The sequence below is a fragment of the Micromonospora sp. NPDC049081 genome (genome assembly GCF_040648835.1).
GTDB classification, from domain to species: domain Bacteria; phylum Actinomycetota; class Actinomycetes; order Mycobacteriales; family Micromonosporaceae; genus Micromonospora; species Micromonospora antibiotica.
On record NZ_JBEZEK010000012.1, the window covers coordinates 13,062 to 35,153 of the forward strand.

The following is a 22,092-nucleotide window of genomic DNA, read 5'->3' on the forward strand; positions in this document are numbered from 1 at the left end:
CCCGATGGGTGGGTGCCCGCTCCGCTTTCGTGTGTCATCTCAGGCAGCCCTTCTGCTTAGCGAGAAACCCGAATCGGCATGATCAAATACCGGTAGCCGGGGATGGTCCCGCCGTCGCTGTCGGCGGGGGTGAGGACGGCCGGCTTGAACGCATCGACGAAGTCGAACCGCACGTTGCCGCTGCCGAGGTGGGTCAACCCGTCGACCAGGTAGGCAGGGTTGAACCCGATGGTCAGGGGTTCGCCGGTGTGGGTGGCCTGCATTGCCTCGCTGGCCCGCGCCTCTTCGGTGCCGCCGGCCTCGACGACCAGCCCGTCGTCGCTGAACGTGAGCAGCACGGGGGTGGTCCGGTCGGCGACGAGGGCCACCCGCTTGACGACCTCGATGAGGGCGGCGACCGGCACCACGGCGGTGGCGTTGCTGGTGGCCGGGAACAGGCTGCGGACCGGCGGGTAGTTGGCCCCGTCGAGCAGCCGGGAGGTGGTGCGCCGTCCGTCCCGCGCGAACCCGATCATTCCTTCCCCTGCGGCCTGCTGGGACAGGGCTAGGGTGATGTGCCCACCCAACGGGCCGAGCGCCTTGGCGGTGTCGTTCAGGGTGCGGGCCGGCACCAGGGCGTTGATGTTCACGTCCGGGTCGGCGGGCTGCCAGTCGAGTTCGCGGACGGCCAGCCGGTATCGGTCGGTTGCCAGCAACGCCATCGTGCCGCCGGTCAGCTCCATGCGGACGCCGGTCATCATGGGCAGGGTTTCGTCGCGTCCAGCAGCAACCGCCACCTGGGCGACAGCGGCAGCGAACGCGGCGGCCTCGACGGTGCCGGCGCTCTCCGGCATGTCCGGTAGGGCCGGGTAGTCCTCCACCGGCATGGTCGGCAGGGTGAACCGGGCGGACCCGCACACCAGTTCCAGGTGCGCTCCGGTGGTGGACATCTCGACGGGCTTGTTGGGCAGGTGCTTGGTGATCTCGGCGAACAGGCGGGCGGACGCAAGCACCTTGCCCGGGTCGGTGACGTCCGCCGTCAGGTGCAGTTCCTGCGCCACCTCGTAGTCGAAGCCCTGCACGGTGAGGTTGCCGTTGGTGGCGGTGAGCAGCACCCCGGCCAGCACCGGAATGTGAGGCTTGGCGGACAGCGACTTGGCGACGGCAGCGGCGGCGTCGGCGAGCGCGTCACGCTCCACGGTCAACTTCATCGGCGGGCTCCTCTGGCTCGGTCGGCGCGGCGACGGTCGGCGCGGTTGGGGATCACGGCGGGCAGGTCCGGTTGGTCCGTCCAGGGGCGGATGTCGAACCGTCGGGTGAGGCGTTGCAGGGCGAGGTAGTCGGTGATGTTCATGCGCTGGCCTCCTGCCGGGTGGTGGGCCAGGTGCGCCAGCCGATGTGGCTGCGTGAGGCGACAGGGCCACGCGGCTGCTGCTGGTAGTGGGATGACAGCGCGGCCGACCCGTACGGCCAGCGGGCCGGGCCGGACAGTTGGAACAGACACAGCTGCCCGATACGCATCCCCACGTGCAGCAGGAACGGGCTGGGAGCATGGTTGACCAGCTCCAAGGTGATGTGCCCGGAGAACCCGGGGTCGATGAAGCCAGCGGTCACGTGGGTTGCAAGGCCGAGGCGACCGAGGCTGCTCTTGCCTTCCACCCGGCCGGCGAGGGTGGCGTCGAGGGTGACGTGCTCAACCGTGGAGGCGAGCACCATCTGGCCGGGCTGGAGCGGGTACGTGCCGCCCATGCTGAACATGTCGACGGGCAGCATCGGGTTGTCGACGGCCGGGTCGATATACCCGCCCTGCTCGGGCCACACGAGCAGGTGCCGGTCGAGGCGCACGTCGATGCTGGACGACTGGAGTAGACGCGGCTCGAAAGGCTCGATGATCAGCCGACGCGAGCCCGTGGCTCGGGCGATGTCCTCGTCGCAGAGCAGCATCACTCACCAGTCCCGAACGGCTCGGCGGGGAAGTCCTGGAACACGTTCGGTGCCAGCTCGCGCAGTTCGGCGAGGATCAGCCCGGCGAAGCGGCGGATCTCCGCGTCGGCGGCGACATGCCAGCGGCGGCGCAGCACATCGCGCCAAGCGCGCAGGTTGCCGGTGACCACGAACCGGGTTTCGGTCATGTTCGGGAGCACCGCGCGGGCCGCCTCCCGGGCCTGCTTACGGTTCATGCCCTGCTCGGTGAGTCGCGTGACGATGCCGACGTAGGCGATGTTCGCCGCGCTATCCACGTCGTCGAGCAGGCCGCCAATGAGGGCGTTGCTGTCGGCAGCCGGCGGCCTCACCATGCGGGCGTCGGACTCGTCCACATACCGCTGCGAGACGACGCTGAGTGACAGGTGACGGTGCCGGGTCAGTTCGGTGAGCAGCGACCGGGATACGCCGGTGACGTAGAACGTGGCGGTGGCGTGCTCGACGACGGACTCGTGGTTCTGGCGGAGAATGTTGGCGAGGTAGCCGGCGTTCGTGGACGTCTCCGGGCGCGGCTTCTTCCAGCTCTGAAAACAGGACCGGCCCGCGAACTCGGCGAGCGCCTGACCGCCGGTCGGGTCGGTGTCGTCGTCGACCGTCCAGCCGGTCAGGTTGAACGCTTTGGCCGCGTCGAAGCGGGTCCAGGCGAGCAGGTGGACGGCGGGTTCCACGAAGTTGGTCATGCGACGTGCCTCCAGTTGGTGCCGGTGCGAATCCGGCGGATCGTCGACTCGCCCACCCCGAACTCGGCGGCCAGTTCGCGGTCGGTGGTGCCGGTAGTCGCGCGTGCCTTGATGTCCCGCACCTGGGCGTCGGTCAGTCGGGCGGTGTTGATCCGCTCACCCCGGTATGGGCCGGTGCGCTGCTGTTGGGCGGCGGCTTCCGGATCGGGGGCCAGGAACACCGGCCGGGTGGGGGACGGCCCGTACTGCTCGTATCGTGCGGCGAGCCATGCCCGGCCGGCGTCGGTGATCTGTGGGGGCATGCCGGGGGTGAGGGTGATCCACCGTTTGTCGTCGGCTGCGGCCTCATATACGGCGTGGTCCATGTCGGTGCCGTTGGCTGCCTGGTAGCGGTAGTCGGGGGTGAGGCGGATGGTGCCGTTGCGGACGCCGATGAGGAGTCGTTCGTAGGTGCGGTTGTCGGTCACAGGGTTGTGGTCCTTGGGGGTGGGGCCCGCCCCGGTGGTGGGGCGGGCCGTCGTACGGGTGGTCATGCGGCGTCGGCCCGCAGCACGCGAAGCCCGCCACGGCGCTTCACCGCGCGGCGCTCCTCCTCGGACATGCCGCCCCAGACGCCCGTGTCGATGCCCGATTCGAGGGCGAAGTTCAGGCAGGCGTCAGCCACAGGGCATCGGCGGCAGGTGGCCTTGGCCTGCTCGATCTGGTCGAGCGCGGGGCCGGACGTACCGATCGGGTAGTACAACTCTGGGTCTTCGTCACGACAGACGGCGTTGTGCCGCCAGTCGCCGCCGCCGGTGGTGTTGAGGCGGTTGGTGGTGAACCTGAAAGACTGGCGGCTCACAGCGCACCCCGCTTCGGCGAGTGCTCGCTGCACGGCTCCGACTCCACCGGCATCCCGCAGATACCATCCGGCCGCGTGCCGTCCGGGACGGCGCACACGAACCCGCCCGGCGGAACCGACGGATCGAACACCACCGCCAGGTCACCCTCCGGGCAGCCGGTGTTGTGCTCCTCACGGCTGGACCCGCAGCACGGCCACGGCACGCACTTGCCGCAGAACCCGAACCCGACCGGCTCACCCCTGCGATGCCCGGACAGCCAGCATCGCCACACGTCGCGGGACACTCCGAGGATGTAGGAGCGGTTACCGGTGAGGCGGCCGAAGGTGACGCACCCGTCGTGCCCGTCGCCACGGGTGATGCTGCCGCCCTTGGACACGCCGAGGGCGTACAGCTTGAGTGACAGCCACCAGATGGCCTTCCATGACCGCCATCCCCAGTGGCGGCACTGCCGGGCCTGCCGCTCCTGCTCGGCCTGCTCGATGTAGGCGCACAGGTAGCAGGGGGTGCCGTAGTCGTCGCGGTCGTGTACCCACAGCAGGTGGCGGGGCTCAGCCTTACAGTCGACCAATCGCAGTCCGGGCACTTCCGTTGGCGCGTGCTGGGGGCATGGTCTGTCGTCGACCGGGGTGTCGCACACGTTGCAGGCGAAGACGGTGCCGTCGGGGTAGGTGTTCTCGTCGTCGGTGAGGACGAACCGTTCCTGGTAGGCGAGGGTGTTGGTGTCCATGGTCAGGCTCCTTTGGTTGGCGTGTGGTTGGTGTCGTTGACGGCGCGTGCGAGGGCAGCCGACAGTTCGAGGGCGTCGACCGCGCCGAGGATTCGCGTGTTGAAGCGGATGCGTCCGTCGGCGGTGATCTCGACGGTGTCCCCGCGTCGGCCGACAAACGGCAGGCGGGCGCGGGTCAGGGTTTGCTCAACCACGCTGCACCGCCGACAGGTCGGTGATGCGGCGCAGCTCGATGACCACACCGGGTTGGTCTAGGGCCTCCGGATCTTCCCCGGGGAACACCTTGGCGAGCCGGTCGAAGTCGACGATCCGTGCGTCGTCTACCCACACGCCCGCCTTGGTGAGGGCGTCTTCGGTGGACCGCAGCAGCTTCGACGTGTCGGGGTAGGTGGTGGGCCAGGTGCGCCGCCGCTTGGGTGCGGACAGCGGCTTGCGGAGGGTGAACACGAACCGGCCGGCGAGCGGCCCGTCGAGGGGGAACCCGTCGCGCAGATGGCGGGGGAGCGCGTTGACGGCTTGCAGGGCGGCGGCCTCAACGGCTTCCCGCCACGGCTTCACCTTCTTCGACGACTCGACCATGATGGCTTTGCCGGTGCGGCTGCGTCCCTTGAACGACTTCGATCCCTGGGGGCCGGGGGTGCCGTAGGCGACGATGCGAATGAGCGTGTCGGTGGCGACGGTCATCGTGCACCTGCCCGCGTCGTTTCCAGATCGACGCAGGCGATCACGTCATCCGTCGGGGTCCACAGGCCGAGGGCTCCCCGGGCGTGCACCGGCTGCCGCAGCCTCCGCACGTTCGCCAACACCAGATGCTTCGCGGTCCGCGACCCGTGCAGACGCTGCCCCCACGGCTCACAGCAGGTGCCCGGCTCACCGGTCAGCACAGGAATCGTCTCGGCGTCGTGCACATCCACCAGGTCGGCGACGGCGATGACCTGACCGAAGTTGAAGTCGCCGATCATGTAGCCGGTGGCGGTGTCGGTGTAGTCGGTGCGACCCCACAGGGTGCGGCGGATCAGGTTGTTGTTGCAGGCGGGGCGGTCGATCTGTTGGCTGGTGTGGATGAGGAGTGGTCCCCGATAGGTGGTGCCGGAGGCGCGATTCTCGATCAACTTGGCTCCAGCAGCGATGCAGGATGCGTACGGTTCGCGGATGGTGATGGCCTTCACGGGAGTCATCAGTCCCACGCCCCATCCGTGTCGGTGATGATCAGCCAGCCGCCGAACACGACAGCCAGGGAGATGAGGGCGGCAAGCCACCAAGCAATCCAGTGGCCGGTGAGCGCGACACCGCCCTTGATGAGCAGGGTTAGTACGGCGGCGAGCAGCAACTTGATCAGCGTCTCGGTCACGACCGCACCGCCCTGCGGGCTTCCCCGATGACGTCGGCCCACATGCCGTCGTACTCGACGCCCTTGCACGACTCGGCGAACTGTTCGAGCAAAGCCACGGCGGCCTCCACGCCCGCGTTGAACGCGCCGGTGACGGCCGGGTCGTCGGCCCGGTATAGGCGCACCACCCGCAGACCATCGCGTGCGGCCAGTCCCAACACCTGCCGCCAGGTGTAGATGAGATTGCCGTCCACCGAGAACCAGTGGTCAACCTCGCCAAGTTTGGCGTCCTCGGTGTCGTCGCGTTCGAGAACGATGGGCAGGGCACGGCCGGTGGGGTCGAACAGGCCGACGATGGCGCGATCCGGCGGCTCAGGCATCGCAGCGGTCACCGGGACACCCCCAGCGGCCGAGACGGGTTCGCGCCGCGCTTCACCGCAGTCGGCCAGTCCACCCACTGCTCGGCGGCCACATCCCACCAGCGGCGGTGGTAGCGACGCTCCGGGTCGTTATGCCCCTCGCTGTCGTCGCGAATGAACACCCGCGCGTTTGCGCCGCCGGGCTCCACACCGGCCAGCCACGTGCCGTCGGTGGGCTCCACAGGCAGGTTCGGCAGCACCACGTCGGCGACGTCGTCGAGGCGCACCCACGCCTCGTGCTGGTCGGTCTTCGACAGCAGTTCGACGAGCACACCCACGCCCGGCGTGAACTGCTTGACGATGCCACGGATCAGAACCTCATCGCCGACTAGCGGGCGGATGTTGGTCTGAAGAAGGCCGGTGCTCATGCGTTTACCGCCGTCGGCAGGGCATCCACGGCGTCGATCAGGGCGGCCTGACGCGGCAGCTTGATCGCGGGCGGCCGGGTGAACTGCGCCCGCCACACCGTTGCCGCCTCCACCACCGCATCCCGTGCCGTGTTGTCGGCCTGCATCCGCCTCATGTCGGCCTTCAACCGGCCGATCTCGTTGGCGTACACGGCGGCCTGCCGGCGGGCAGCAACCAGATGCGGCAGCAGGTCGACAACGCGGCCGGTGAGGAACGCGGCCACGCTCACCGCGTCGGCTTCGTCGAGCAGGATCGAGTGCCCGTCGTTGAACCCGGGCGCAGCAATCCACGCGGACACCCGCCCGTCGGCGTTGCGCTCCACGGTGAGGGTGGCCTTGTCGCGGTCGGTGATGGTGATGGCGGCCTGCCCGAGAGTCGCGGTCACGCCGACACCCCCGACGCCTGCTTCGCCTGGGTAACCAACTCAGCCCGGTATGCCTTCACCGCAGCCTGGATAATCCCGTCGTCGCTGTACGACTCGCCGTTTCGGTCGGCCCACTCCCGGGCCGCCTTGTACGCCGCGTAGAGCGGCGCTCGCTGCTCCGCCGGGACGAGGGTGATCCGGCCAGGCTGCTTCTGCGGACCCTCGTAGTAGGCCACCTGGGCGCGGAGGGCGGCCAGTTCGGCGTGCAGCCGGTCGCGCTCTTGGTCGTTCGCGCCGAGCGCGTCCGGGTGAAACTGGCAGTAAACGCCGTGGGCGCAGCTTTCGGTGTGCGACTTCGCGTTCTCGGTCATGCGTGTGCCTCCTGTGCGGTCGTCTGGTTGGGGGAGTGAGAGATCGTGTCGGCGCGCAACGCGGCAGCCGACACATCGGTGCCATCGAAATCGGGAAGCGGCTGGGCCGTCGACACGTGGAACCGCTGCACGTACATGCCCGCACCCTCGGCAGCGTCAGCGCAGTGGGTTGCACCCGCCGACCCGTTCAAGATGAACGCGGCGCACATGTCTGCACCCAGGTTCACCATCCGCAGGTTGCGGACCATGCCGGCCCCGCGCCCGTTGCGCTTCCAGTCGGCCGGGTGCCGATCCACCAGCACCGGCCAACCGCGCCGGGACCTGTTCCGGCACCAGGCGTCGGCAACCGCGTCCGCGCCTTTCGGGCAGGCACCGTGGACGACGGTCAGCGAGTCGAACCCGGCGCGGGCAGTCGATGCGGCGATGCCGTCGAGAACATCGGCGATGGTGTGCCCGTCAGGTGTGAGAGTGTCGGCGTCCCATCCACGTGATCCGGTGACCAGCAGCCGGAAGGTGCCGCTCACGCCGGCACGTCCACGGTGACGACAGCACCCGAGTCGGTCAGGAAGGCCAACGCACCCCGGTACAGGGCGGGCTCCGACGCCGGATCGAATCCCTCCCGCAGCCGGATACCCATCTCGTATGCCTCGACGGACCGGGAGTGCGTCCACTGGTGGCAGGTGCGGCAGCCGTGCATCAGGTTCGACAGGGTGTTGTTGGCGGCCTTCGCGTCACCGTGCCGGCCGCCCATGCCCTGCTTCACGCGGTGGCAGGGGTCCGTCGCCACGGTGGTGCAACCGTGCAGGGCGATCTCACAGACACCCCCCGATCGGGCGGTGAGGGCGGCAGCCACAGCGGCGGGAACGGCAGGCGTCCAACGGGTCCGCCTGAAGGTGGACCGAACCGGCTTGCCGTCGGGGATTGCGGACTTCCGCGCACTGACAGGAGCTAGACCGGACGTGCGGGCGAGCGGCTTCCGGGCCGGCGGCAAGGGGGTGCGGCGCGGCAGAGGGGTGGAACGCTTCACGATGCCTCCTCGGCGATCAGACGGCCAGCGAATCGGCGGGTTGGCAGCGGCTTCCCTGCGGCCCGCATCTGTCGGTACTGGGCGACCAGCGACCGCGCCGACCGAGCAGTCACCAGCGGGGTTCGCCGTACACCGAACTGCTCGGTGTAGCCGCAGTGCTCGCAGCGGTAGCCGCGTTCGGTCAGGTCGGCGGTGAGTAGCTTCGAGTCGCGGGGGCAGCGCAACCGTTCGTTGTCCAGGCTTCCGGTCACGGGGTCATCCCCGAACCGGCCAAGGCGACCTCTGCGCGGATCGCGGCCCCGTAGCTGCGGCCCACTTCGATGCGGGTTTTGATGGCGTCCACCCGGCGGCGGAGGTGGCGGACCAGGGCGTCCGCCACCTCCGTCTCAAGCCGAATGTCGTGGGTGGCGATGACCGCAAGGTGCTTGCGGGTTTCGACGGAACCCTCGGCGGACATGAACGCCCGGGAGAACGCCAGCTCGGATGCGGCCCGCTTCTCCGTCGCATCACGGTCGGCCACCTCAAGTTGTTCGACGGTGGCGTCCAGGTCGAGTGACAGCTTCGCTAGCTGCCGTGCCACGTCGGTGGCGTTCGCCGGGGCGGACATCAGGCGGTCGCCTCAACCGGGGCGGACCGGCGCGGCTGCTGGGTGCGCAGCTCGCTCTCCCGGGCGACGATCGCCGACTTGAGGGTCTTCGCCTGGTCCGCAGACATGGACCCTTCCGTCTCGTACTTGGCGACCAGGGCAGCGAGGTTGTCGAGGGCTTCCTTCGTGGTGGCGGTGGCGATTGCCCGGCGGCCCTGCTCGACGCGCTGCTCGGCGGTGAGTTCCTGTCCACGTCCGACAGGCCGGGCGTTCTCCCACTCGTCGGCGGTGGGCTGCTGCTGACTGTCGGTGCCGCTGTCGGACGGGTCGTCCTTGAACTTGGCACCCCACAGGTCGAGGGCCACCCCGAAGCGCATGCCGGCGTTACGGAGCGCGTCGCCGATGGCTTCCTTGACGGCGTCGGGGCCTTCCTTGCCGTTCGCATGCCCGTACCCGGGTCGGGTAACACCGGCGATGGTCAGGCGAATCCACAGGCCACCGGCACGGTCGATGAGGGGCAGACCGTCGGTGCCGAACGCCATCGGCTCCCAGTTCCACTCGGGGTCGACGCTCAGGAAACGGTCGGTGGTTTCGGCGTGTCCGACGTAGTCCAGGTGCAGGTGCGCCTGGGTGATGTTGTTGTTGCAGTCCCGGCACTTGACCTTGGTGTGCTGTTCGCAGGTGCGTCCGCTGCGTTGGTTGTCGCGGCATCCCTTGCACCAGATGCGGGGGAGCTTGCCGATCAGTTCGGCGGGGAACGGCTCGCGGAGGGCTTTCGCCACGTCGGCGTTCATGGTGACGCTCATGGGTGTGCTCCCGTTCGTTGCGGGTTCAGTGGTTGTTCGGTGTGGGGCAGATGTACGTCTGCGCGGTGGAGGCCGTGGGCGGGTCGGACAGGGGCGGAGGCGGGGCAACCGCGACGGGGGCGGTCACGCTGCCACCGCCGAGCACGGCGTCACCGGCTGGCCAGAACGGACCGCCGCCCGGTCCAGCTCATCCGGGTCGGCATGACACGCGCACACAAAGCGGATGACCAGCCTGTTCGGCCGGTGCACCACCGCCGGGTGCCCGCAATGTGGATCGTTGTGGCGAAGGCGCATCTGGCAGTCCGCCTCGGCCCAGTCGTCAAGGGCTTCGATGTAAGCGAGCGACGCCTGGGTCATGCCGCCGCCTCCGCACCTTCGAGGCAGTCACGGCACTCCGGTCCGGTGGCACCCTCCGGCCCGCACCACGGGCACCTGCCAGCCAGATAGGCGGTCTCCCGCTCACGAACCTCGGCGGGTAGCTGGTCGTACTGCTGCCGGGCGTGACCACCGAACTTGAGGGTCAGCGGGCCGTACTTCTCCAGCGCGTACCGGGGGACGCAGCGGGTTTTGTCGTGGCTGAATCCGATGATTGCGTTGTCGCCGGGGAGGTCGACGATGCCGGCGAGCCATTCGCGGCCGTCGCGGTCGGTCCAGATGTCGCCGTCGAGGGGCGGCCAGTGGGCGGTGTCCCGGCGGGCGGCGGTCAGGTCGAAGACGGGGGCGGTCACTTCGCCACCTCGTACTTCTTCCAGACGTTCTCCAGCCGGACGTGGGTGAGGCGGGAACCCTTGGACGTCGCCTTGAGGGCCACGGTGTCGATGTCGGAATCGCCGGTGCTGCCGAAGACCAACACCTCAGCGTTGTCCCTGATCCGGCGGTACTGGCCAGGCTTGGGCTGTTGGTAAGACATGCGTCATCGACTCCAGAGGTAGGAGGCTTCTTGGCTGCTCGCCCCCTGATCAGGGTGGCTAGCCACCTCAGACTTTACAGGGTAGGTTCGACCGGTGGCTAGCCCCAATGAGAAACTGACCGACATGCCGAACGTCCACCGCCATCCGGCCATCACGCCGCGACCGCCAGTCGAGCTGCGCGAACGCGCGAAGATCGCCGTCGCCGAGGTCGGATCAGACCTCAACGCACACGTGATCGCCTTTCTGCGGTGGCTCGTGCATGACCAGGACGAACCACCGGCGCGACCGGCCAAGCCGATTCCGAAGCTCCCAGACGAGTAACCGAGGGCCGTGTTCACCGGGCACCCGCCGCCTGCTGCCGCTCCGACCTGCCTGGGTCAGCCACGGCGCGCCCCGCTCCGCTGCTGCCGGGGGCGAACCCGAATCCAGGCGGTGATCAGCATGCAGACGCCCCAGCCGATGACAGCGGACGCCAGCGGCCAGCCCAGAGCGGCAGCACCAGATCCCAGGATCGTCAACGTGACGCCGATAGTGACCCGGTCGGCGTCGTTGAACAGCGGCTCCTGGTCAGCCACGGCGCACCGCCGGCATGACCTGTGTGGCGTCCGGGGCATCCGACACCCGCGCCATCAGCATGGTCACCGGCTCCGCACGGCGCACCGGCATGGCAGGCACCCGCACTCGGCCCGGCGTGAACGACGCGCCAACCTCTGCCGTCACCTCGGCCCGCAGACGGCGACGCGACCACCGCAACCAGCCGGCACCCGCCGCGATCAGCGCACCGCCGACCACGAACCCGGCCGGGCCGGGGTCAACCCAGTCGACGCCCATCACCGGTGCACCCGCTCGATGACCGTGGTGGGTGCGTCCGCCAGATCAGGGCGGTGCACCGGGCCGTGCAGACTGCCCGTACGTGGGCCGCGCACCCGGTTGCGCGGCAGCTCCACCGTCCGCGCCGACTCCGGTGAGTCAACCCCACCGCAGACAGGGCAGGCCGGCGGCTGACGAAGCACCAACACCGCGAAACCGACCGCCGCGAGAGTGATCACCACCCACGCGATCCACGCCACCAACAGATCGCGGGGCGTCACGACATACAACTCAACGGGCATGGGGTGCTCCCTCAACGGCGGCGATCTGCGGGGTGACCAGGGCACGCAGCTCGGCGGCAAGGTCGTCGGGCAACTGGGCGGCGAACTGATGCGCCTGGTTGAGGCGTTGCGCCTGTCGGGTGCCGTGGATGACTTCACGTCGCAGCCGGTCATCAACCGCCCGGTTGGCCGCGTCCAACGCCTCCAGCTCGCGCCGGGCGGCCTGCATCTCCCGGCGGTGCGTCTCCGCCTCCACCTCGCGGCGGGCGGTGAGGCGGCGCACCTGCGCGGCCAGCCGATCCCGCTCCGCCTCCACCTTGACCAGCCGGGCTGCCAGCGTGGCCCGGCTGGACAGCCATGCCCGAAGCCACGTCCACCACCTCACCGCACACCATCCCGGGCAGAGGCAACCGGCGGCAGTTGGGTGGTTACCTCGTCATTGGCGGCAGCAGGCAGAGGGTCACCTGCCAGAACCGTGTTGCGGGCGGCAAGCCAGCCCCCAAAATCCTGGGTGACAGCGGCAGAGCCGGCGGCGGTCCGATACGGCGGCTGGTAGACAGGCGGCGGTGCCTGGACGTTCGCCTCCGGCGGGGGCTCAACAGCGGCCTGCACGGGGGGTGCTGCGTGTTTGGCTGGCCGGTGTTGGCGGGTCTGCCAGGCTGCGGTGGTTGCCCCGTCGCCGGTGGGCTGCGGCCGGCGGGCGTGTTCGGTCAGTTCGTGGCGGCCTTGCGCGGCGTCGGCACGGGATTCAACGACGAGGTCGCGGAGGAGGGCACCCCCGATGCCCGCCACGACGAGACCGAAGGCGACGAGCAGGATTGCCAGGATGGTGCTCATCGGCTTGTCTCCTCGTGATCGCGGATGATCTGGTGGCAGGCGTAGGTGACGTTGAATGCCTGGTCGGCGATGGCCGCGAAGACGGCCTGCTCGTGGCGCATGACCCGCCGGGACGGGTAGGCGATCCGGCCCTGCGGGATGCGGGGGAGTAACGGCGGGGCTGGCGGACGGCACCACCAGGTGGCGACGCGCTGCCAGTCGACGAGCAGCACCGCCCAGATCCCGACGAGCAGGCCGGCGATGATCGACAGGGTGATGACGTCCGCGTCCTGGTACAGGACAGTCAGGTCGGGCATCACGCCACCTGCTGCCGTGACAGCCGCTCCGGCACCCGGTTGCCATCCACCGGCCGGCGGGACCGGTAGCCGGAACCCCGGTTGATGGCGGCGGCACCGGTGGTGGGGAAGGCGACGGTGGGTCCGTCGACCTCGCCGAGGCGGGGCATCAGGTTGAGGGGCACCCGGGCGCGCCCCATAGCGGGGGCGGTGCGGGTGGGGCCAGCATTCGGGACGGCATGCGCGGTTGCGGGGTGCAATTTGCGGAACAGGCGGCCGAGTCGAGACATGGGGATGGCTCCCTTCCGGGGACGGTCAAGCAGGGGTGGTGGTGTGCGACGGTGAGGCGTCGCGGGTGTTCGTGTTGCGGTTCATCGCCGGCCAATCCCGGCGGACGACAGTTGCGGCGGCGACCCGATCCGGATGCGCCACCCCGTACTGATAGGTCAGCTCGTCACACAGACCGGCAGCCTCAGCGACCGCCCGATCCCGCTCCGCACGCAGCAGCACGAACGCGGCCAGACGGTCACGGTGCCGGTCCCACCGGCCAGCCAGATAGGCCGGGCCTGACAGCACGGCCACCGCCAGCAGCCACAGGTCGGCGAACGCCAGCACCACCGACACGGCGAACAGGGCGGCACCGCAGAAAAGGCCGAGACGGGCGCTCATGCGGCCACCGCCCGACGCGGCTCCGCGACCTCACCGGTGAACTCCCGTGTCAGGGCGTCGAGGCAGCCGGCCCGCAGATCGGTGTGCAGCCAGCGCAGACGGCGGCCACTGCGGGTCTTCGGGCGCAGGATCGGCTGGCCGCAGTGGACGCACACACGCACGTCGAACGCGAAGATCGGCCGCTTCACGAGTCCACCTCCCATCCGTCCAGCAGCGACGGCTGAACACCGAGTGGCCGGTTGGACCACAGGACTTCGGTCCGGTTGGCCCAGGTGCCGCCCTGTCCGGTGCTGGCGGCGATGGTGTGGCGGGCCCAGCCGGGGTACAGCTCCCGGTCGTAGAGGTCGCTGGCGTAGCCGGAGAGCACCACGGCGGCCTTGCAGGCGTGGAGAGCGTCGGCCAGGTCGCGGTGGTCGGCCTCGGTCTTCATCTCGTGGACGTAGCCGCCACCTCCGGCCTGCCGAGTGCTGGCGAGGTACGGCGGGTCGACGTAGAGCAACACCCGCTCGTCGGCCCCGTACTTGGCGATCAGGTCCAGGGCCGGCAGGCACTCCAACGACACGTCGCGGAGCCGTTCGGCGGCGGGGCCGATGCGGTCGACGTAGCCGGCGAGGTAGCGGGGCATGCCCGAGTTGGAGCCGAGTGGGTTGACGAAGTGCCGCCAGCCGGTGCGGGTGCGCTGTCCGGCGCGGCTCTGGCTGAGCTGGACCCAGATGCGGCGGGCCCGTTCGAGGTCGGCGTCGGCGGGCTCGTAGGCGGCGGCGTACTCGGCGCGGCTGTGTGGGGTGAGGGCGCACACCCGGGCGAGGTCGTCGGGCTGGTCGCGGAGGACCCGCCAGAACGTCATGAGGTCGCCGTCGAGGTCGTTGACGGTTTCGTGGCGGCTGGGTGCCTTGGCGAGCAGCACGGCGAGGCTGCCGCAGTAGGGCTCCACGTAGTGGTCGTACGTGGGCAGGAGCGCGGCGATGGCGGGGCCGGTGGTGATCTTCCCGCCGAAGTACGGGATGGGCGGCTTCACCGGTCGCCGTCCTCAGCCGGCACGATGCTGACCGTGCGATGACCGGCCCGCACCGACTCCAACCGCAGCCATGCGAGCTGACGCTGCCGGGCCTCCGCCATGTCGCCGGGGGCGATCGGCACCACCACCGGGGGACGGCCGGCACCCCGCGTCAGCACCAGTGCCGGGCCGGTCACGCCGCTACCTGCCGCGCCTGGCTGGCGAACCGCTCAGCAGCGGCAACGTCATCGGCGAGGGCGAACCCGGCACGCAGTACGTCCGGGTCGGCGGTGCCGTAGGTGTCCACCAGTTCGGCGACACTCCGGCACGGCGGCACGTCGGCGATGTCCACCACCAGGGCGGCGGTCCACGCGTTGTCGTCGGAAGGGCCGGGCAGCATGCGAGGGGTGGCGTCAGCCGTTCGGGGGATGCTGTGCTGTACTTGCGTCGTCGTCATAACCGTTCTCCTGTGCTGGGTCGGTTGTGGGGGCGGAGCAGTCGGGCGCTCACCGGATTCCGGCCGGTGAGCGTCTGCTCGTTCAGGGATCGATGCGGGGCGCGGCAGTACCGCCCAGATGCCGGTGCAGTTCGGCGACACCCCGGGCCGTCACCCGCACCTGCGGGGCGTCCAACACCAGCTCGCCGGTGCGCGGGTGGTAGTGGGAAGACGGCAGCTCAGACATGCGCTCGGCGTCGATGTGCCGCTGATACACCCGCCACCGACTGTCTCCGCGCTGCCGGTACAGCCAGCCCATCTGAAACAGGACGGTGAACAGGCGGCCCTGCCCGAGCTTGATGCTCGGGTCGCGGGACAGGATCTTCGCCGCGTCGGCGACCGAGTAGTCACCGTCAGCGGAGGCGAGAACATCCCAGTGCTCCGCCTTCGGGGCGGCGACCGCAAGCCGCTGCTCTGCAACCTCGGCGCGGGCAATGGCAGCACGCTTGTCCTCGATCGCCTTCACATACCGGCGGGCAACCTCAAGCTCGTCCAGTTCCTCACGAACCTCCGCCTGCCGGGTCTTCACCACGAAGTAGGACTGCGCGGCAGCAACCTCGGCCTTGCGGGGGTCACCGTTGAGAGCCACCAAGTAGGCGGCGTAGCGGGTGAGCCGGAAGTCGGCGCGGGGCGCACCACCGGTTCCTTCTTGCCGGAGCCGGCAAAAAGCCTGCTCGGTGTGGTGGCCCGTGTTGCGGGCGGCAAGTTCTGCCCGCTCGATGGCGTCCTCGAAGCGTCGCCACTGGTCGTAGCCGAGCAGCGGCATAAGATCCCGGGCGGACCACCATTCGGTGCCGTCCGGGTCGACCCGCTTGATGGCGTCGAAGGGGGCGCTGGTGGCGCGGATGTCGAGGTCGGTCACCGGCGTGCCACCTTCGCCTGAGCGAGGGCGTCCAGCACCCGGCAGGACGCATCCCGGTCGGTGACGATCGTCGGGAACGTGCCGCCGCAGTCAGCCCAACCACCGGACAACAGCGGGCGGGCGGTGCCGGCCGAGTGGATGATCGTGGCGGCGGTCATGCGGCACGCCGCCGGGATCGCCGCGTGGTGAGCTTCGGTGCCGCGCCGGCAGCAGCCTTCGCCAACTGCGGGCCGAGGAGAGCCGCGATCGTGACCTTCTGCTCCTGCGTCAACGCTGGGGCGTCGGCAACAATCCGCGCCACATAGGCGTCGACCGCCGACAGGGGCGGCCGGATGGGCGTCGGTTCGGCCATGGTCATGCGGCCGGGGCGATCTCGTCGGTGGTCAGGTAACCCAACGCCATGAGGGCGTCCCGCTGGTCGACACCGACGGCGTTGCACACGGCGCGAACATGGTCGGGGTTTGGGCGGGTGGCGTCTCCAGCCTCCCAACGGAGGAGGGTGGAGCGGCTGACCTTCGACCGGACGATGACGTCGTCCTGGGTGAGGCCGTGCCGGCGGCGGGCGGCGACGATGAGAGCGGCGAACGCTTGTCCGCGCTGGGCACCACGACCGGAGCGGGTGCGCGGAGGTGGGGTTTCGTACATGACACTATCGTTTCACGTGTCATACATGAGGCGCAAGGGATGACACGTAACCCGAAGCGCAGTCTTTATCGATGGATAGTGGGAGGATTGTGGCCAGTCAACTACGGTGAGCTGCCAAGCTGGGGAGCAAGGTCTCATGTATCAGACGCAGGACGTGCCATGGACGGCGCAGACACCAGCCCAAAACGGGCCTTACCTTCTGGCAGTGACCAGCCCATCCAACGAGCGCGGAAAAGCCTTCGCCGCCCTCATCCGCGACGCCCGAACCCGCCTCGGCTGGACCCAAGACCAGCTCGTCGAACGGTCACCCGTCAGTCGCTCCACCCTGCTCCGCTGGGAAAGCGGCGACGCCAGCCGACCGGAACCCGAACAAGTCCGGGCGGTCTGCCTGGTTCTCGGCATCGACCCACGGGAAGCGGCCGTAGCCCTCGGCTACATCACCGCCGAAGAACTCCACCCCTCCACCGAACTACGCGAACGCCTCCCCGAAGACCTGGAGGAGGTCGTCGAAATCCTCCGCGACCCGCGCGTGCCCTCGGTGGCGAAGGAAGCCCTACTCGGCTACCTGAGGGAACTGCGCACCCGAACCGGTGGAAACACCTCCGACCGTCGCGCCGGCTAACGCCGCCACCGAAACACCACCGTCTCCGGATCGAAGTACGGCTGTCCCGGCTGCCAGCCGGGCGGCCGTCCCTTCCTGCTCGGGTGCAACTCCACATCGCAGATCGCCTCGATGATCGCCTGCTGGCGGGACACATCGAGTGCAGACCACGCTGCCCCCACATCGGCGGCGTCCGCCACCCCCGCCAGCGGCCCGGTCGACGCGGCTTCGGTCAGCCGCAACTCCACCTGCTTCAACTTCTCCCGCACCTCGGAAGAAATCTTCGCCAGTCTGCGCCGATCCAGCTCACCCGCAGCGAACATGTGGTCGGCCTCGTCGAGGCGACGCCGCAAAGACGTCGCCTCCGCCCTCAGCAGCGGCACGTCCACATCCGACGACGGGCGCAGGGCCGCCAACGCTTCCGGCTGCGTCATCCACCCCACCACCACCCTGGATACCAAGTCGTCTACCTGGTCGACCCGTTTGGTGACATGCTCCCGGTCGCGCATGGTCGTTTTCCGGCACCGGTAGACGGTCAGCCCGCTGCGCGGCTCACCACGCCGACCCCTAACCTGGGTGGCGCGGACGGTGTCACCGCACACCGCGCACCGGTACAGGCCAGAACCAAGCCACCGTTGGGCACTGTTGGTGTGGTTGGTGCGCCGTGTCGGATCGGACAGGACCGCCACAGCGGCCTGCCACTCCTCCTCGTTCACGATCTTCGGCCATTTCGCCTTGGCGACAACCTTCATCGCCCCGTTGTCATCCTTGATCTCGATCAGGCCAGCGTTGCGCGCCCGAAGCAGCACCCTACGCAGCTCGGCCCCCGTCCACTTCTTGCCCGTGGAGGTGAGACAACCTCGCGCGTTCATGTCGGCGGCGAGACTCCGCAGGGATGCCCCAGCGATGACGGCAGCAGTGGCCTGCCTAATCTCGGCGGCCTCCGCAGGTTCAAGCCGGTCGCAGTCGATGATGGGGGCACCGGATTTTGCGTCTGTCCCGACGACCGGTCCGTAGCCGTACGGGCGACGGCCGCCCCGCCATTCGCCGGCCATCGCCGCCTGGATTTTCTGTCGGCGGCTACGCTCGGCGGCTTCCTCCACCTCCTCGGCGTCCCGGGCCGCGTCTTCCCGGGCGCGGCGTCGACCCCGGGCAGTGGTGTAGTCGTGGTCGCCTGCCTTGACCGTGTGGATGAGGATCTTGTGTTCTTCGAACAGAGGGATTAGCCGCTCATGTTCGAGGGGTCGGCGAGTAAGCCGCGACGTCGACCAGGAGATGATCGCATCAAACTGGCCTGCTTCGGCGAGCTGCATCATCTCGGTGAACTCGGGGCGCGGCTTCTTGGAGTGCCGGCTGGCCGACGTGTCGTTGTCCTTGAAGACGCGCACGATGGTGTAGCCGTGCCGTCTGGCCAACTCCCGGCAGTCCTCTTCTTGTCGGGTGACGCCGAGGGCGAGTCCTTCACGGTCGGAGGAGATGCGGCAGTAGATCGCGGCCCGTCTCATGACCTTTCTTATACACGGCCTAGATCAGAGTTAGCCAGGTCGAACGCCGAGCCGTACTTGGGGAGCGTGGCGGGAAGCAGGTTGAGGGTGATCCGGCGGTTGGGCCAGCGCTGGCCGGAGTTGACCACGGCGGCGCGGACCCGGTCCCGGGCCTCGTGCAGGGCGGTGTCCGGCAGCCCCGAGATGACCACGGCCGGTAGCCCGGGGGAGAGGTCCGCCTCCACCTCGACCAGGTGGCCGGTGACCCCCACCAGGCCGACCGCGTGCACCTTGGCGTAGCTCACCGTGCCACCCCTGCCCCCGGCCGCCCGGCGTGGTGCCGGATGACCCGACGGGCGCGGTGACGGGCCAGGGCTGGCCGGGCGCGGTGGCCAGTCGGGGCCGTCCGGGCGCGGTGGCGGGCCAGGGCCGGCCGGGCGCGGTGGCGGGTCGGGATCATCAGAAGGCCCCCTTGAGGTGCTCGACCTGCGCCGGACCGGCCGGCGGCAACCGGACCGACAGGACGTCGAAACGCACCTCGTCGGTGGCCGTCCCGGTCTCGGCCAGCCAGCGGGCGGCGAGCCCCCGCAGCCGTCGGGCCTTGGCCGGGACGACCGCCTCGGCGGGGCTGCCGTAGGCGTCGCCGCGTCGGGTCTTCACCTCGCAGAAGGCGAGGACCGGGCCGTCCCACGCGATGACGTCGATCTCACCTTCGCGGCAGCGCCAGTTACGGGCCACCGGGCGCAGCCCGGCCCCGATCAGATGCCGTACGGCGCACCTCTCGCCGTACGCGCCGATCGCCTGGTTCCGCTTCGTCATGCCCGTCAGGCTGCGGGTGGGGCGGGGGTGGGCGCGACATCCGAGGCCGCACCTGTGGACAACTCGACGCCCTGTGGACGAGCGGACGATCAAGGCCCAGACCTGCTATGTGATCTGCTGATGCCCTGCTCCCGGGGGTGCCGGCGATCGTCCGTCGACCCGTCCGATCGGTCCCGTCGGCCGGTACGACCTGCGAATGGCGCCGGGCGGGTCGGTCGCATACGGTGCCGGACGTGGACGCACGACGGAGCTACCCCGAAGATCAGGAGTCACGCTGGTACCCGGCCGGCCGGGAACGCGCGTACGACGACTCCGACTGGCGGACGGCGAGCGGGGTGCGCCGGCGCGACGACGAGGCCCGCACCCCCGACCAACGAGCTGCCGAGGAAGGCCGGTACGGGGACGCCAGCCGTTTCGACTCGGGACGCCTCGACACGGCTGATCCGTTGGGTGCCGCCGGGGGCGAGAGCACCGGATACCGGCCGACCCGGTCCCGCCGGGACGACCCGGATGTCTCCGGCGAACTGCCCGGTGACCGGGTGGGTCGACGCGCCGCCCGCGAGGCCGCAGTCAGTGGCGTCGGCCCGCTCGGGGACACCGGTGCGGGCCCGCTCGGCGGCATCCCGGTGCGGGGCGTGGGCGACACCGGCACCGGCCGCCTGTCCGACACCGGTATTGGCCGGGGCGTTGGCGACACCGGTACCGGCCGGCTGTCCGACACCGGCACCGACCGCTTGTCCGATACGGGTACCGGCCGGCTGTCCGACACCGGCATCGGGCGGCGTGTCGGCGATACCGGTACGGGCCGGTTGGGTGGTACCGGGGGTGGTCGACTCGGCAGCGGTGACAGTGGCACCGGCCGGTTCACCGCCGATTCCGGCCTGTTGGGGGTCAGCGGGGTCGGCCCGCTGGCGGGGACCGATCCGGTCCGGCCGGCGGCGCTGGGCAACTACCCGATCGTCGAACCCACCCGACCGGCGGAGCCCTCCCCCCTGGAGGTGCCGACCGGCCCGATGGCGCCGGTCACGCCGCGGGTGGACGACCTGGCCAGCCCGGACGGGGCGTACCGCACGGGTGGCCCGACCTCGGAGGGCGTGTACCGCACCCGGCGGCCGGCCCTGGCGGTGCTGCTGGGGTTGTCGGCCCTGGTCTTCGAGGTTCCCGCGCTGCGGGTGCTGCTGCACGGACTCACCGGTGACCCGGTCTCGGCGTCGCACGTCGTCGTGGGCATCTTCCTGGTGATCGGGTTGCCGGTCTTCGCCGGCGGCCTGTACGGGCTGCGCACCGGTGGCCTGGCGATGACCGACGGGGCCCGGGGCTGGCTGCGCCCGCCGACCGCCTACCTCACCGTCGGGCTGGTCCTCTTCCTCGCCGCCGCCCTCGCCGCCCGCTGAACCGCCCCCGGACGGTCCCTGAACCACCCCCCTGAACCGCGCCCCCCGGACCGCCCGTCGAACGGCGGTCTGCGGAGAACCGTCACCCGCGCCGACCCGCTGGACCCCCGTCGCCTGCCGACACCTCGGCACCCGCCCGATCCAACCCGGGACCCGGGAGCTGAGCCCCGAGACCCGAGACCGGGAGCTGGGACCCGAGAGCCGGGAGCCGGGAGCGGGAACCGGATGCGCGGCTAGATGGTGGGGCGGGGGTCGGGTGGCAGGGCGGGGGCGTACACTGGCCTCTTGGCGACCGCCTCGGCGGTCGACCTCGCGTGCCCTCTCCACGTCTCGTCGTGGGGCGACGGCCTCCCTGGTCCCGATCTCCTTCGGGCCCACCATGGGCCGGCGACCAGGCACCAGGACGCCCGGCCACCGGCCGGGCGTGACAACCAGGGATCTTGAGGAGTACCCCACCATGGCCGTCGTGACCATGCGTCAGCTGCTGGAGAGCGGTGTCCACTTCGGGCACCAGACCCGGCGCTGGAACCCGAAGATGAAGCGCTTCATCATGACCGAGCGCAACGGCATCTACATCATCGACCTGCGCCAGACCCTCGACTACATCGAGAAGGCGTACGACTTCGTGCGCAACACGGTGGCCGAGGGCGGCAGCATCCTGTTCGTCGGCACCAAGAAGCAGGCTCAGGAGGCCATCTCCGAGCAGGCCACCCGGGTCGGCCAGCCGTACGTCAACCACCGCTGGCTCGGTGGCATGCTGACCAACTTCCAGACGGTGTACAAGCGGCTCCAGCGGATGAAGGAGCTGGAGGCGCTCGGTGACCTGACCGGCACCGCCGCCGGCTACACCAAGAAGGAGACCCTGCAGCTGTTCCGCGAGAAGACCAAGCTCACCAAGACCCTTGGTGGCCTGCGGGACATGCAGAAGCTCCCGGCCGCGGTCTGGATCGTCGACACCAAGAAGGAGCACATCGCCGTCGACGAGGCCCGCAAGCTGGGCATCCCGGTGATCGCGGTGCTGGACACCAACTGCGACCCGGACGAGGTCGACTTCCCGATCCCGGGCAACGACGACGCGATCCGCTCCGCCGAGCTGCTGACCCGGGTGGTGGCCGCCGCCGTCGCCGACGGTCTGATCGCCCGGTCCGGCCGTCGTCGTGGTGGCGACGAGAAGCCGGAGGCGGGTCAGGTCGGCAGCGACGAGCCGCTGACCGAGTGGGAGCGTGAGCTGCTGGAGCCGAAGAAGGCCGACGAGCAGCCCGCCGCCGCCGAGCAGCCGGCCGCCGAGCCTGCCGCCGCCGAGCAGCCCGCCGCCGAGCAGAAGTCGGCCGAGCAGCCGGCGGCCGCCGCCGCCGAGTGACCCGTACCGCCGGATCCCCGCCGTCCGTCCGGGCGGCGGGGTCCGGCGGTCACCGCCGGGCGCATCCGGCCTGTTCCGGGTAGCCGGCATCCCAGACCACCCACCGCAGACTCAACACCCGAAGAGAGA

At 69.9% G+C, this 22,092-nt stretch carries 45 protein-coding genes and 1 pseudogene; 4 read left to right on the forward strand and 42 right to left on the reverse strand.

Features of this window, described 5'->3' with window-relative positions:
• Positions 1-56: 56 nt before the first annotated feature.
• The 23 genes from dnaN to AB0B63_RS18595 form a co-directional block, all read right to left on the reverse strand.
• Positions 57-1,190: a DNA polymerase III subunit beta gene (gene dnaN / locus AB0B63_RS18485; RefSeq protein WP_357020042.1), complete on the reverse strand. Its 1,134-nt coding sequence runs from the start codon at positions 1,188-1,190 to the stop codon at positions 57-59.
• The gene (locus AB0B63_RS18490) at positions 1,187-1,333 is read right to left on the reverse strand and encodes a hypothetical protein (RefSeq protein ID WP_357020045.1); all 147 of its coding nucleotides are present in this window, start codon (positions 1,331-1,333) and stop codon (positions 1,187-1,189) included. The genes dnaN and AB0B63_RS18490 overlap by 4 nt, the downstream gene beginning before the upstream one ends.
• On the reverse strand, positions 1,330-1,923 hold the full coding sequence (dcd, locus tag AB0B63_RS18495; RefSeq protein ID WP_357020431.1) for a dCTP deaminase: 594 nt from the start codon (positions 1,921-1,923) through the stop codon (positions 1,330-1,332). Before dcd ends, AB0B63_RS18490 begins: the two co-directional genes overlap by 4 nt.
• A complete protein-coding gene (gene thyX / locus AB0B63_RS18500) occupies positions 1,923-2,642 on the reverse strand; it encodes an FAD-dependent thymidylate synthase (protein ID WP_357020048.1) in 720 nt (239 codons plus the stop codon). The genes dcd and thyX overlap by 1 nt, the downstream gene beginning before the upstream one ends.
• Positions 2,639-3,175 carry a hypothetical protein gene (locus AB0B63_RS18505; RefSeq protein ID WP_357020051.1) on the reverse strand — a complete coding sequence of 179 codons (537 nt, stop codon included), beginning with the start codon at positions 3,173-3,175 and terminating at the stop codon, positions 2,639-2,641. Before AB0B63_RS18505 ends, thyX begins: the two co-directional genes overlap by 4 nt.
• Entirely contained in the window at positions 3,172-3,483 is a 312-nt protein-coding gene (locus AB0B63_RS18510; RefSeq protein ID WP_357020054.1) for a WhiB family transcriptional regulator, read from the reverse strand. The genes AB0B63_RS18505 and AB0B63_RS18510 overlap by 4 nt, the downstream gene beginning before the upstream one ends.
• Positions 3,480-4,211, reverse strand: a complete 732-nt coding sequence (locus tag AB0B63_RS18515; protein ID WP_357020057.1) for a hypothetical protein — start codon at positions 4,209-4,211, stop codon at positions 3,480-3,482. Before AB0B63_RS18515 ends, AB0B63_RS18510 begins: the two co-directional genes overlap by 4 nt.
• A 2-nt stretch (positions 4,212-4,213) precedes the next feature.
• A complete protein-coding gene (locus AB0B63_RS18520) occupies positions 4,214-4,405 on the reverse strand; it encodes a hypothetical protein (RefSeq protein WP_357020059.1) in 192 nt (63 codons plus the stop codon).
• Positions 4,398-4,895, reverse strand: coding sequence for a RusA family crossover junction endodeoxyribonuclease (locus AB0B63_RS18525; protein WP_357020062.1), 498 nt, complete (start codon positions 4,893-4,895; stop codon positions 4,398-4,400). Before AB0B63_RS18525 ends, AB0B63_RS18520 begins: the two co-directional genes overlap by 8 nt.
• Positions 4,892-5,380 (reverse strand): hypothetical protein, encoded by a 489-nt coding sequence (locus AB0B63_RS18530; RefSeq protein WP_357020065.1) that lies wholly within the window; start codon positions 5,378-5,380, stop codon positions 4,892-4,894. The genes AB0B63_RS18525 and AB0B63_RS18530 overlap by 4 nt, the downstream gene beginning before the upstream one ends.
• A gap of 8 nt (positions 5,381-5,388) precedes the next feature.
• Entirely contained in the window at positions 5,389-5,562 is a 174-nt protein-coding gene (locus AB0B63_RS18535; RefSeq protein ID WP_357020068.1) for a hypothetical protein, read from the reverse strand.
• Complete coding sequence (locus AB0B63_RS18540) at positions 5,559-5,933, reverse strand: hypothetical protein (protein ID WP_357020071.1); 375 nt, start codon at positions 5,931-5,933, stop codon at positions 5,559-5,561. The genes AB0B63_RS18535 and AB0B63_RS18540 overlap by 4 nt, the downstream gene beginning before the upstream one ends.
• Positions 5,930-6,328, reverse strand: coding sequence for a hypothetical protein (locus tag AB0B63_RS18545; RefSeq protein WP_357020074.1), 399 nt, complete (start codon positions 6,326-6,328; stop codon positions 5,930-5,932). The genes AB0B63_RS18540 and AB0B63_RS18545 overlap by 4 nt, the downstream gene beginning before the upstream one ends.
• Positions 6,325-6,753, reverse strand: coding sequence for a hypothetical protein (locus AB0B63_RS18550; RefSeq protein ID WP_357020077.1), 429 nt, complete (start codon positions 6,751-6,753; stop codon positions 6,325-6,327). The genes AB0B63_RS18545 and AB0B63_RS18550 overlap by 4 nt, the downstream gene beginning before the upstream one ends.
• Positions 6,750-7,103 carry a hypothetical protein gene (locus tag AB0B63_RS18555; RefSeq protein WP_357020080.1) on the reverse strand — a complete coding sequence of 118 codons (354 nt, stop codon included), beginning with the start codon at positions 7,101-7,103 and terminating at the stop codon, positions 6,750-6,752. The genes AB0B63_RS18550 and AB0B63_RS18555 overlap by 4 nt, the downstream gene beginning before the upstream one ends.
• Positions 7,100-7,627 (reverse strand): SLOG family protein, encoded by a 528-nt coding sequence (locus AB0B63_RS18560; RefSeq protein WP_357020083.1) that lies wholly within the window; start codon positions 7,625-7,627, stop codon positions 7,100-7,102. Before AB0B63_RS18560 ends, AB0B63_RS18555 begins: the two co-directional genes overlap by 4 nt.
• Positions 7,624-7,890, reverse strand: coding sequence for a hypothetical protein (locus tag AB0B63_RS18565; RefSeq protein ID WP_357020086.1), 267 nt, complete (start codon positions 7,888-7,890; stop codon positions 7,624-7,626). Before AB0B63_RS18565 ends, AB0B63_RS18560 begins: the two co-directional genes overlap by 4 nt.
• 236 nt (positions 7,891-8,126) lie before the next feature.
• The gene (locus AB0B63_RS18570) at positions 8,127-8,381 is read right to left on the reverse strand and encodes a hypothetical protein (RefSeq protein ID WP_357020089.1); all 255 of its coding nucleotides are present in this window, start codon (positions 8,379-8,381) and stop codon (positions 8,127-8,129) included.
• The gene (locus AB0B63_RS18575) at positions 8,378-8,737 is read right to left on the reverse strand and encodes a hypothetical protein (RefSeq protein ID WP_357020092.1); all 360 of its coding nucleotides are present in this window, start codon (positions 8,735-8,737) and stop codon (positions 8,378-8,380) included. The genes AB0B63_RS18570 and AB0B63_RS18575 overlap by 4 nt, the downstream gene beginning before the upstream one ends.
• A complete protein-coding gene (locus AB0B63_RS18580) occupies positions 8,737-9,522 on the reverse strand; it encodes a hypothetical protein (RefSeq protein ID WP_357020096.1) in 786 nt (261 codons plus the stop codon). The genes AB0B63_RS18575 and AB0B63_RS18580 overlap by 1 nt, the downstream gene beginning before the upstream one ends.
• A gap of 123 nt (positions 9,523-9,645) precedes the next feature.
• Positions 9,646-9,879 carry a hypothetical protein gene (locus AB0B63_RS18585; protein WP_357020099.1) on the reverse strand — a complete coding sequence of 78 codons (234 nt, stop codon included), beginning with the start codon at positions 9,877-9,879 and terminating at the stop codon, positions 9,646-9,648.
• On the reverse strand, positions 9,876-10,250 hold the full coding sequence (locus AB0B63_RS18590; protein ID WP_357020102.1) for a hypothetical protein: 375 nt from the start codon (positions 10,248-10,250) through the stop codon (positions 9,876-9,878). Before AB0B63_RS18590 ends, AB0B63_RS18585 begins: the two co-directional genes overlap by 4 nt.
• Positions 10,247-10,432 carry a hypothetical protein gene (locus tag AB0B63_RS18595; protein WP_357020105.1) on the reverse strand — a complete coding sequence of 62 codons (186 nt, stop codon included), beginning with the start codon at positions 10,430-10,432 and terminating at the stop codon, positions 10,247-10,249. Before AB0B63_RS18595 ends, AB0B63_RS18590 begins: the two co-directional genes overlap by 4 nt.
• 94 nt (positions 10,433-10,526) lie before the next feature.
• Here AB0B63_RS18595 and AB0B63_RS18600 point away from each other — a divergent pair, with 94 nt between their 5' ends.
• Positions 10,527-10,754, forward strand: coding sequence for a hypothetical protein (locus AB0B63_RS18600; RefSeq protein WP_357020108.1), 228 nt, complete (start codon positions 10,527-10,529; stop codon positions 10,752-10,754).
• Between the two features lie 56 nt (positions 10,755-10,810).
• On the opposite strand, the gene AB0B63_RS18605 is transcribed toward AB0B63_RS18600, so the two are convergent.
• The 16 genes from AB0B63_RS18605 to AB0B63_RS18680 all read right to left on the reverse strand — a co-directional run bounded on the left by AB0B63_RS18605 (position 10,811) and on the right by AB0B63_RS18680 (position 16,305).
• On the reverse strand, positions 10,811-11,008 hold the full coding sequence (locus tag AB0B63_RS18605; protein WP_357020111.1) for a hypothetical protein: 198 nt from the start codon (positions 11,006-11,008) through the stop codon (positions 10,811-10,813).
• The gene (locus tag AB0B63_RS18610; protein ID WP_357020115.1) at positions 11,001-11,267 is read right to left on the reverse strand and encodes a hypothetical protein; all 267 of its coding nucleotides are present in this window, start codon (positions 11,265-11,267) and stop codon (positions 11,001-11,003) included. The genes AB0B63_RS18605 and AB0B63_RS18610 overlap by 8 nt, the downstream gene beginning before the upstream one ends.
• A complete protein-coding gene (locus tag AB0B63_RS18615; RefSeq protein WP_357020118.1) occupies positions 11,264-11,545 on the reverse strand; it encodes a hypothetical protein in 282 nt (93 codons plus the stop codon). Before AB0B63_RS18615 ends, AB0B63_RS18610 begins: the two co-directional genes overlap by 4 nt.
• Positions 11,535-11,909: a hypothetical protein gene (locus AB0B63_RS18620; RefSeq protein ID WP_357020121.1), complete on the reverse strand. Its 375-nt coding sequence runs from the start codon at positions 11,907-11,909 to the stop codon at positions 11,535-11,537. Before AB0B63_RS18620 ends, AB0B63_RS18615 begins: the two co-directional genes overlap by 11 nt.
• Entirely contained in the window at positions 11,906-12,361 is a 456-nt protein-coding gene (locus AB0B63_RS18625) for a hypothetical protein (protein WP_357020124.1), read from the reverse strand. Before AB0B63_RS18625 ends, AB0B63_RS18620 begins: the two co-directional genes overlap by 4 nt.
• Positions 12,358-12,657 carry a hypothetical protein gene (locus AB0B63_RS18630; protein ID WP_357020127.1) on the reverse strand — a complete coding sequence of 100 codons (300 nt, stop codon included), beginning with the start codon at positions 12,655-12,657 and terminating at the stop codon, positions 12,358-12,360. The genes AB0B63_RS18625 and AB0B63_RS18630 overlap by 4 nt, the downstream gene beginning before the upstream one ends.
• Positions 12,657-12,821 carry a hypothetical protein gene (locus AB0B63_RS18635; protein ID WP_357020130.1) on the reverse strand — a complete coding sequence of 55 codons (165 nt, stop codon included), beginning with the start codon at positions 12,819-12,821 and terminating at the stop codon, positions 12,657-12,659. The genes AB0B63_RS18630 and AB0B63_RS18635 overlap by 1 nt, the downstream gene beginning before the upstream one ends.
• A 130-nt stretch (positions 12,822-12,951) precedes the next feature.
• On the reverse strand, positions 12,952-13,305 hold the full coding sequence (locus AB0B63_RS18640) for a hypothetical protein (protein WP_357020133.1): 354 nt from the start codon (positions 13,303-13,305) through the stop codon (positions 12,952-12,954).
• Positions 13,302-13,493 (reverse strand): hypothetical protein, encoded by a 192-nt coding sequence (locus tag AB0B63_RS18645; RefSeq protein ID WP_357020136.1) that lies wholly within the window; start codon positions 13,491-13,493, stop codon positions 13,302-13,304. The genes AB0B63_RS18640 and AB0B63_RS18645 overlap by 4 nt, the downstream gene beginning before the upstream one ends.
• The gene (locus AB0B63_RS18650) at positions 13,490-14,323 is read right to left on the reverse strand and encodes a DNA adenine methylase (protein ID WP_357020139.1); all 834 of its coding nucleotides are present in this window, start codon (positions 14,321-14,323) and stop codon (positions 13,490-13,492) included. Before AB0B63_RS18650 ends, AB0B63_RS18645 begins: the two co-directional genes overlap by 4 nt.
• A complete protein-coding gene (locus tag AB0B63_RS18655) occupies positions 14,320-14,499 on the reverse strand; it encodes a hypothetical protein (protein ID WP_357020142.1) in 180 nt (59 codons plus the stop codon). The genes AB0B63_RS18650 and AB0B63_RS18655 overlap by 4 nt, the downstream gene beginning before the upstream one ends.
• Positions 14,496-14,759 (reverse strand): hypothetical protein, encoded by a 264-nt coding sequence (locus tag AB0B63_RS18660; RefSeq protein WP_357020145.1) that lies wholly within the window; start codon positions 14,757-14,759, stop codon positions 14,496-14,498. Before AB0B63_RS18660 ends, AB0B63_RS18655 begins: the two co-directional genes overlap by 4 nt.
• 82 nt (positions 14,760-14,841) lie before the next feature.
• Complete coding sequence (locus AB0B63_RS18665; RefSeq protein WP_357020148.1) at positions 14,842-15,660, reverse strand: phage antirepressor KilAC domain-containing protein; 819 nt, start codon at positions 15,658-15,660, stop codon at positions 14,842-14,844.
• Positions 15,657-15,818, reverse strand: coding sequence for a hypothetical protein (locus AB0B63_RS18670; RefSeq protein ID WP_357020151.1), 162 nt, complete (start codon positions 15,816-15,818; stop codon positions 15,657-15,659). The genes AB0B63_RS18665 and AB0B63_RS18670 overlap by 4 nt, the downstream gene beginning before the upstream one ends.
• Positions 15,815-16,018 (reverse strand): hypothetical protein, encoded by a 204-nt coding sequence (locus AB0B63_RS18675; RefSeq protein ID WP_357020154.1) that lies wholly within the window; start codon positions 16,016-16,018, stop codon positions 15,815-15,817. The genes AB0B63_RS18670 and AB0B63_RS18675 overlap by 4 nt, the downstream gene beginning before the upstream one ends.
• Positions 16,015-16,305 carry a helix-turn-helix transcriptional regulator gene (locus AB0B63_RS18680; RefSeq protein ID WP_357020157.1) on the reverse strand — a complete coding sequence of 97 codons (291 nt, stop codon included), beginning with the start codon at positions 16,303-16,305 and terminating at the stop codon, positions 16,015-16,017. Before AB0B63_RS18680 ends, AB0B63_RS18675 begins: the two co-directional genes overlap by 4 nt.
• Positions 16,306-16,510: 205 nt before the next feature.
• Here AB0B63_RS18680 and AB0B63_RS18685 point away from each other — a divergent pair, with 205 nt between their 5' ends.
• On the forward strand, positions 16,511-16,927 hold the full coding sequence (locus AB0B63_RS18685; protein WP_357020160.1) for a helix-turn-helix transcriptional regulator: 417 nt from the start codon (positions 16,511-16,513) through the stop codon (positions 16,925-16,927).
• Here AB0B63_RS18685 and AB0B63_RS18690 read toward each other — a convergent pair.
• The 3 genes and pseudogenes from AB0B63_RS18690 to AB0B63_RS18700 all read right to left on the reverse strand — a co-directional run bounded on the left by AB0B63_RS18690 (position 16,924) and on the right by AB0B63_RS18700 (position 19,209).
• Complete coding sequence (locus AB0B63_RS18690; RefSeq protein WP_357020162.1) at positions 16,924-18,411, reverse strand: recombinase family protein; 1,488 nt, start codon at positions 18,409-18,411, stop codon at positions 16,924-16,926. The two genes, AB0B63_RS18685 and AB0B63_RS18690, sit on opposite strands and share 4 nt — an antisense overlap.
• A gap of 32 nt (positions 18,412-18,443) precedes the next feature.
• A pseudogene (locus tag AB0B63_RS18695) lies at positions 18,444-18,695 on the reverse strand (magnesium chelatase domain-containing protein); the annotation flags it as partial.
• Positions 18,696-18,849: 154 nt separating this feature from the next.
• Complete coding sequence (locus AB0B63_RS18700) at positions 18,850-19,209, reverse strand: YraN family protein (protein WP_357020165.1); 360 nt, start codon at positions 19,207-19,209, stop codon at positions 18,850-18,852.
• A 233-nt stretch (positions 19,210-19,442) separates the two neighbouring features.
• On the opposite strand from AB0B63_RS18700, the gene AB0B63_RS18705 reads away from it, so the two are divergent.
• Positions 19,443-20,603 (forward strand): hypothetical protein, encoded by a 1,161-nt coding sequence (locus tag AB0B63_RS18705; RefSeq protein WP_357020168.1) that lies wholly within the window; start codon positions 19,443-19,445, stop codon positions 20,601-20,603.
• Between the two features lie 457 nt (positions 20,604-21,060).
• Positions 21,061-21,963, forward strand: a complete 903-nt coding sequence (gene rpsB, locus AB0B63_RS18710) for a 30S ribosomal protein S2 (protein WP_357020171.1) — start codon at positions 21,061-21,063, stop codon at positions 21,961-21,963.
• The last annotated feature ends 129 nt before the right edge of the window (positions 21,964-22,092 follow it).

Bases quoted from the DNA above. Each gene is read 5' to 3' on its own strand.
- AB0B63_RS18660 (WP_357020145.1), bottom strand. From the start codon at position 14,759: ATGACGACGACGCAAGTACAGCACAGCATCCCCCGAACGGCTGACGCC.
- dnaN (WP_357020042.1), bottom strand. From the start codon at position 1,190: ATGAAGTTGACCGTGGAGCGTGACGCGCTCGCCGACGCCGCCGCTGCC.
- AB0B63_RS18670 (WP_357020151.1), bottom strand. From the start codon at position 15,818: ATGACCGCCGCCACGATCATCCACTCGGCCGGCACCGCCCGCCCGCTG.
- AB0B63_RS18490 (WP_357020045.1), bottom strand. From the start codon at position 1,333: ATGAACATCACCGACTACCTCGCCCTGCAACGCCTCACCCGACGGTTC.
- AB0B63_RS18675 (WP_357020154.1), bottom strand. From the start codon at position 16,018: ATGACCATGGCCGAACCGACGCCCATCCGGCCGCCCCTGTCGGCGGTC.
- AB0B63_RS18505 (WP_357020051.1), bottom strand. From the start codon at position 3,175: ATGACCACCCGTACGACGGCCCGCCCCACCACCGGGGCGGGCCCCACC.
- dcd (WP_357020431.1), bottom strand. From the start codon at position 1,923: ATGCTGCTCTGCGACGAGGACATCGCCCGAGCCACGGGCTCGCGTCGG.
- AB0B63_RS18700 (WP_357020165.1), bottom strand. From the start codon at position 19,209: ATGACGAAGCGGAACCAGGCGATCGGCGCGTACGGCGAGAGGTGCGCC.
- AB0B63_RS18595 (WP_357020105.1), bottom strand. From the start codon at position 10,432: ATGTCTTACCAACAGCCCAAGCCTGGCCAGTACCGCCGGATCAGGGAC.
- AB0B63_RS18515 (WP_357020057.1), bottom strand. From the start codon at position 4,211: ATGGACACCAACACCCTCGCCTACCAGGAACGGTTCGTCCTCACCGAC.
- AB0B63_RS18555 (WP_357020080.1), bottom strand. From the start codon at position 7,103: ATGACCGAGAACGCGAAGTCGCACACCGAAAGCTGCGCCCACGGCGTT.
- AB0B63_RS18625 (WP_357020124.1), bottom strand. From the start codon at position 12,361: ATGAGCACCATCCTGGCAATCCTGCTCGTCGCCTTCGGTCTCGTCGTG.
- AB0B63_RS18545 (WP_357020074.1), bottom strand. From the start codon at position 6,328: ATGAGCACCGGCCTTCTTCAGACCAACATCCGCCCGCTAGTCGGCGAT.
- AB0B63_RS18630 (WP_357020127.1), bottom strand. From the start codon at position 12,657: ATGCCCGACCTGACTGTCCTGTACCAGGACGCGGACGTCATCACCCTG.
- AB0B63_RS18580 (WP_357020096.1), bottom strand. From the start codon at position 9,522: ATGAGCGTCACCATGAACGCCGACGTGGCGAAAGCCCTCCGCGAGCCG.
- thyX (WP_357020048.1), bottom strand. From the start codon at position 2,642: ATGACCAACTTCGTGGAACCCGCCGTCCACCTGCTCGCCTGGACCCGC.
- AB0B63_RS18690 (WP_357020162.1), bottom strand. From the start codon at position 18,411: ATGAGACGGGCCGCGATCTACTGCCGCATCTCCTCCGACCGTGAAGGA.
- AB0B63_RS18525 (WP_357020062.1), bottom strand. From the start codon at position 4,895: ATGACCGTCGCCACCGACACGCTCATTCGCATCGTCGCCTACGGCACC.
- AB0B63_RS18575 (WP_357020092.1), bottom strand. From the start codon at position 8,737: ATGTCCGCCCCGGCGAACGCCACCGACGTGGCACGGCAGCTAGCGAAG.
- AB0B63_RS18585 (WP_357020099.1), bottom strand. From the start codon at position 9,879: ATGACCCAGGCGTCGCTCGCTTACATCGAAGCCCTTGACGACTGGGCC.
- AB0B63_RS18680 (WP_357020157.1), bottom strand. From the start codon at position 16,305: ATGTACGAAACCCCACCTCCGCGCACCCGCTCCGGTCGTGGTGCCCAG.
- AB0B63_RS18640 (WP_357020133.1), bottom strand. From the start codon at position 13,305: ATGAGCGCCCGTCTCGGCCTTTTCTGCGGTGCCGCCCTGTTCGCCGTG.
- AB0B63_RS18615 (WP_357020118.1), bottom strand. From the start codon at position 11,545: ATGCCCGTTGAGTTGTATGTCGTGACGCCCCGCGATCTGTTGGTGGCG.
- rpsB (WP_357020171.1), top strand. From the start codon at position 21,061: ATGGCCGTCGTGACCATGCGTCAGCTGCTGGAGAGCGGTGTCCACTTC.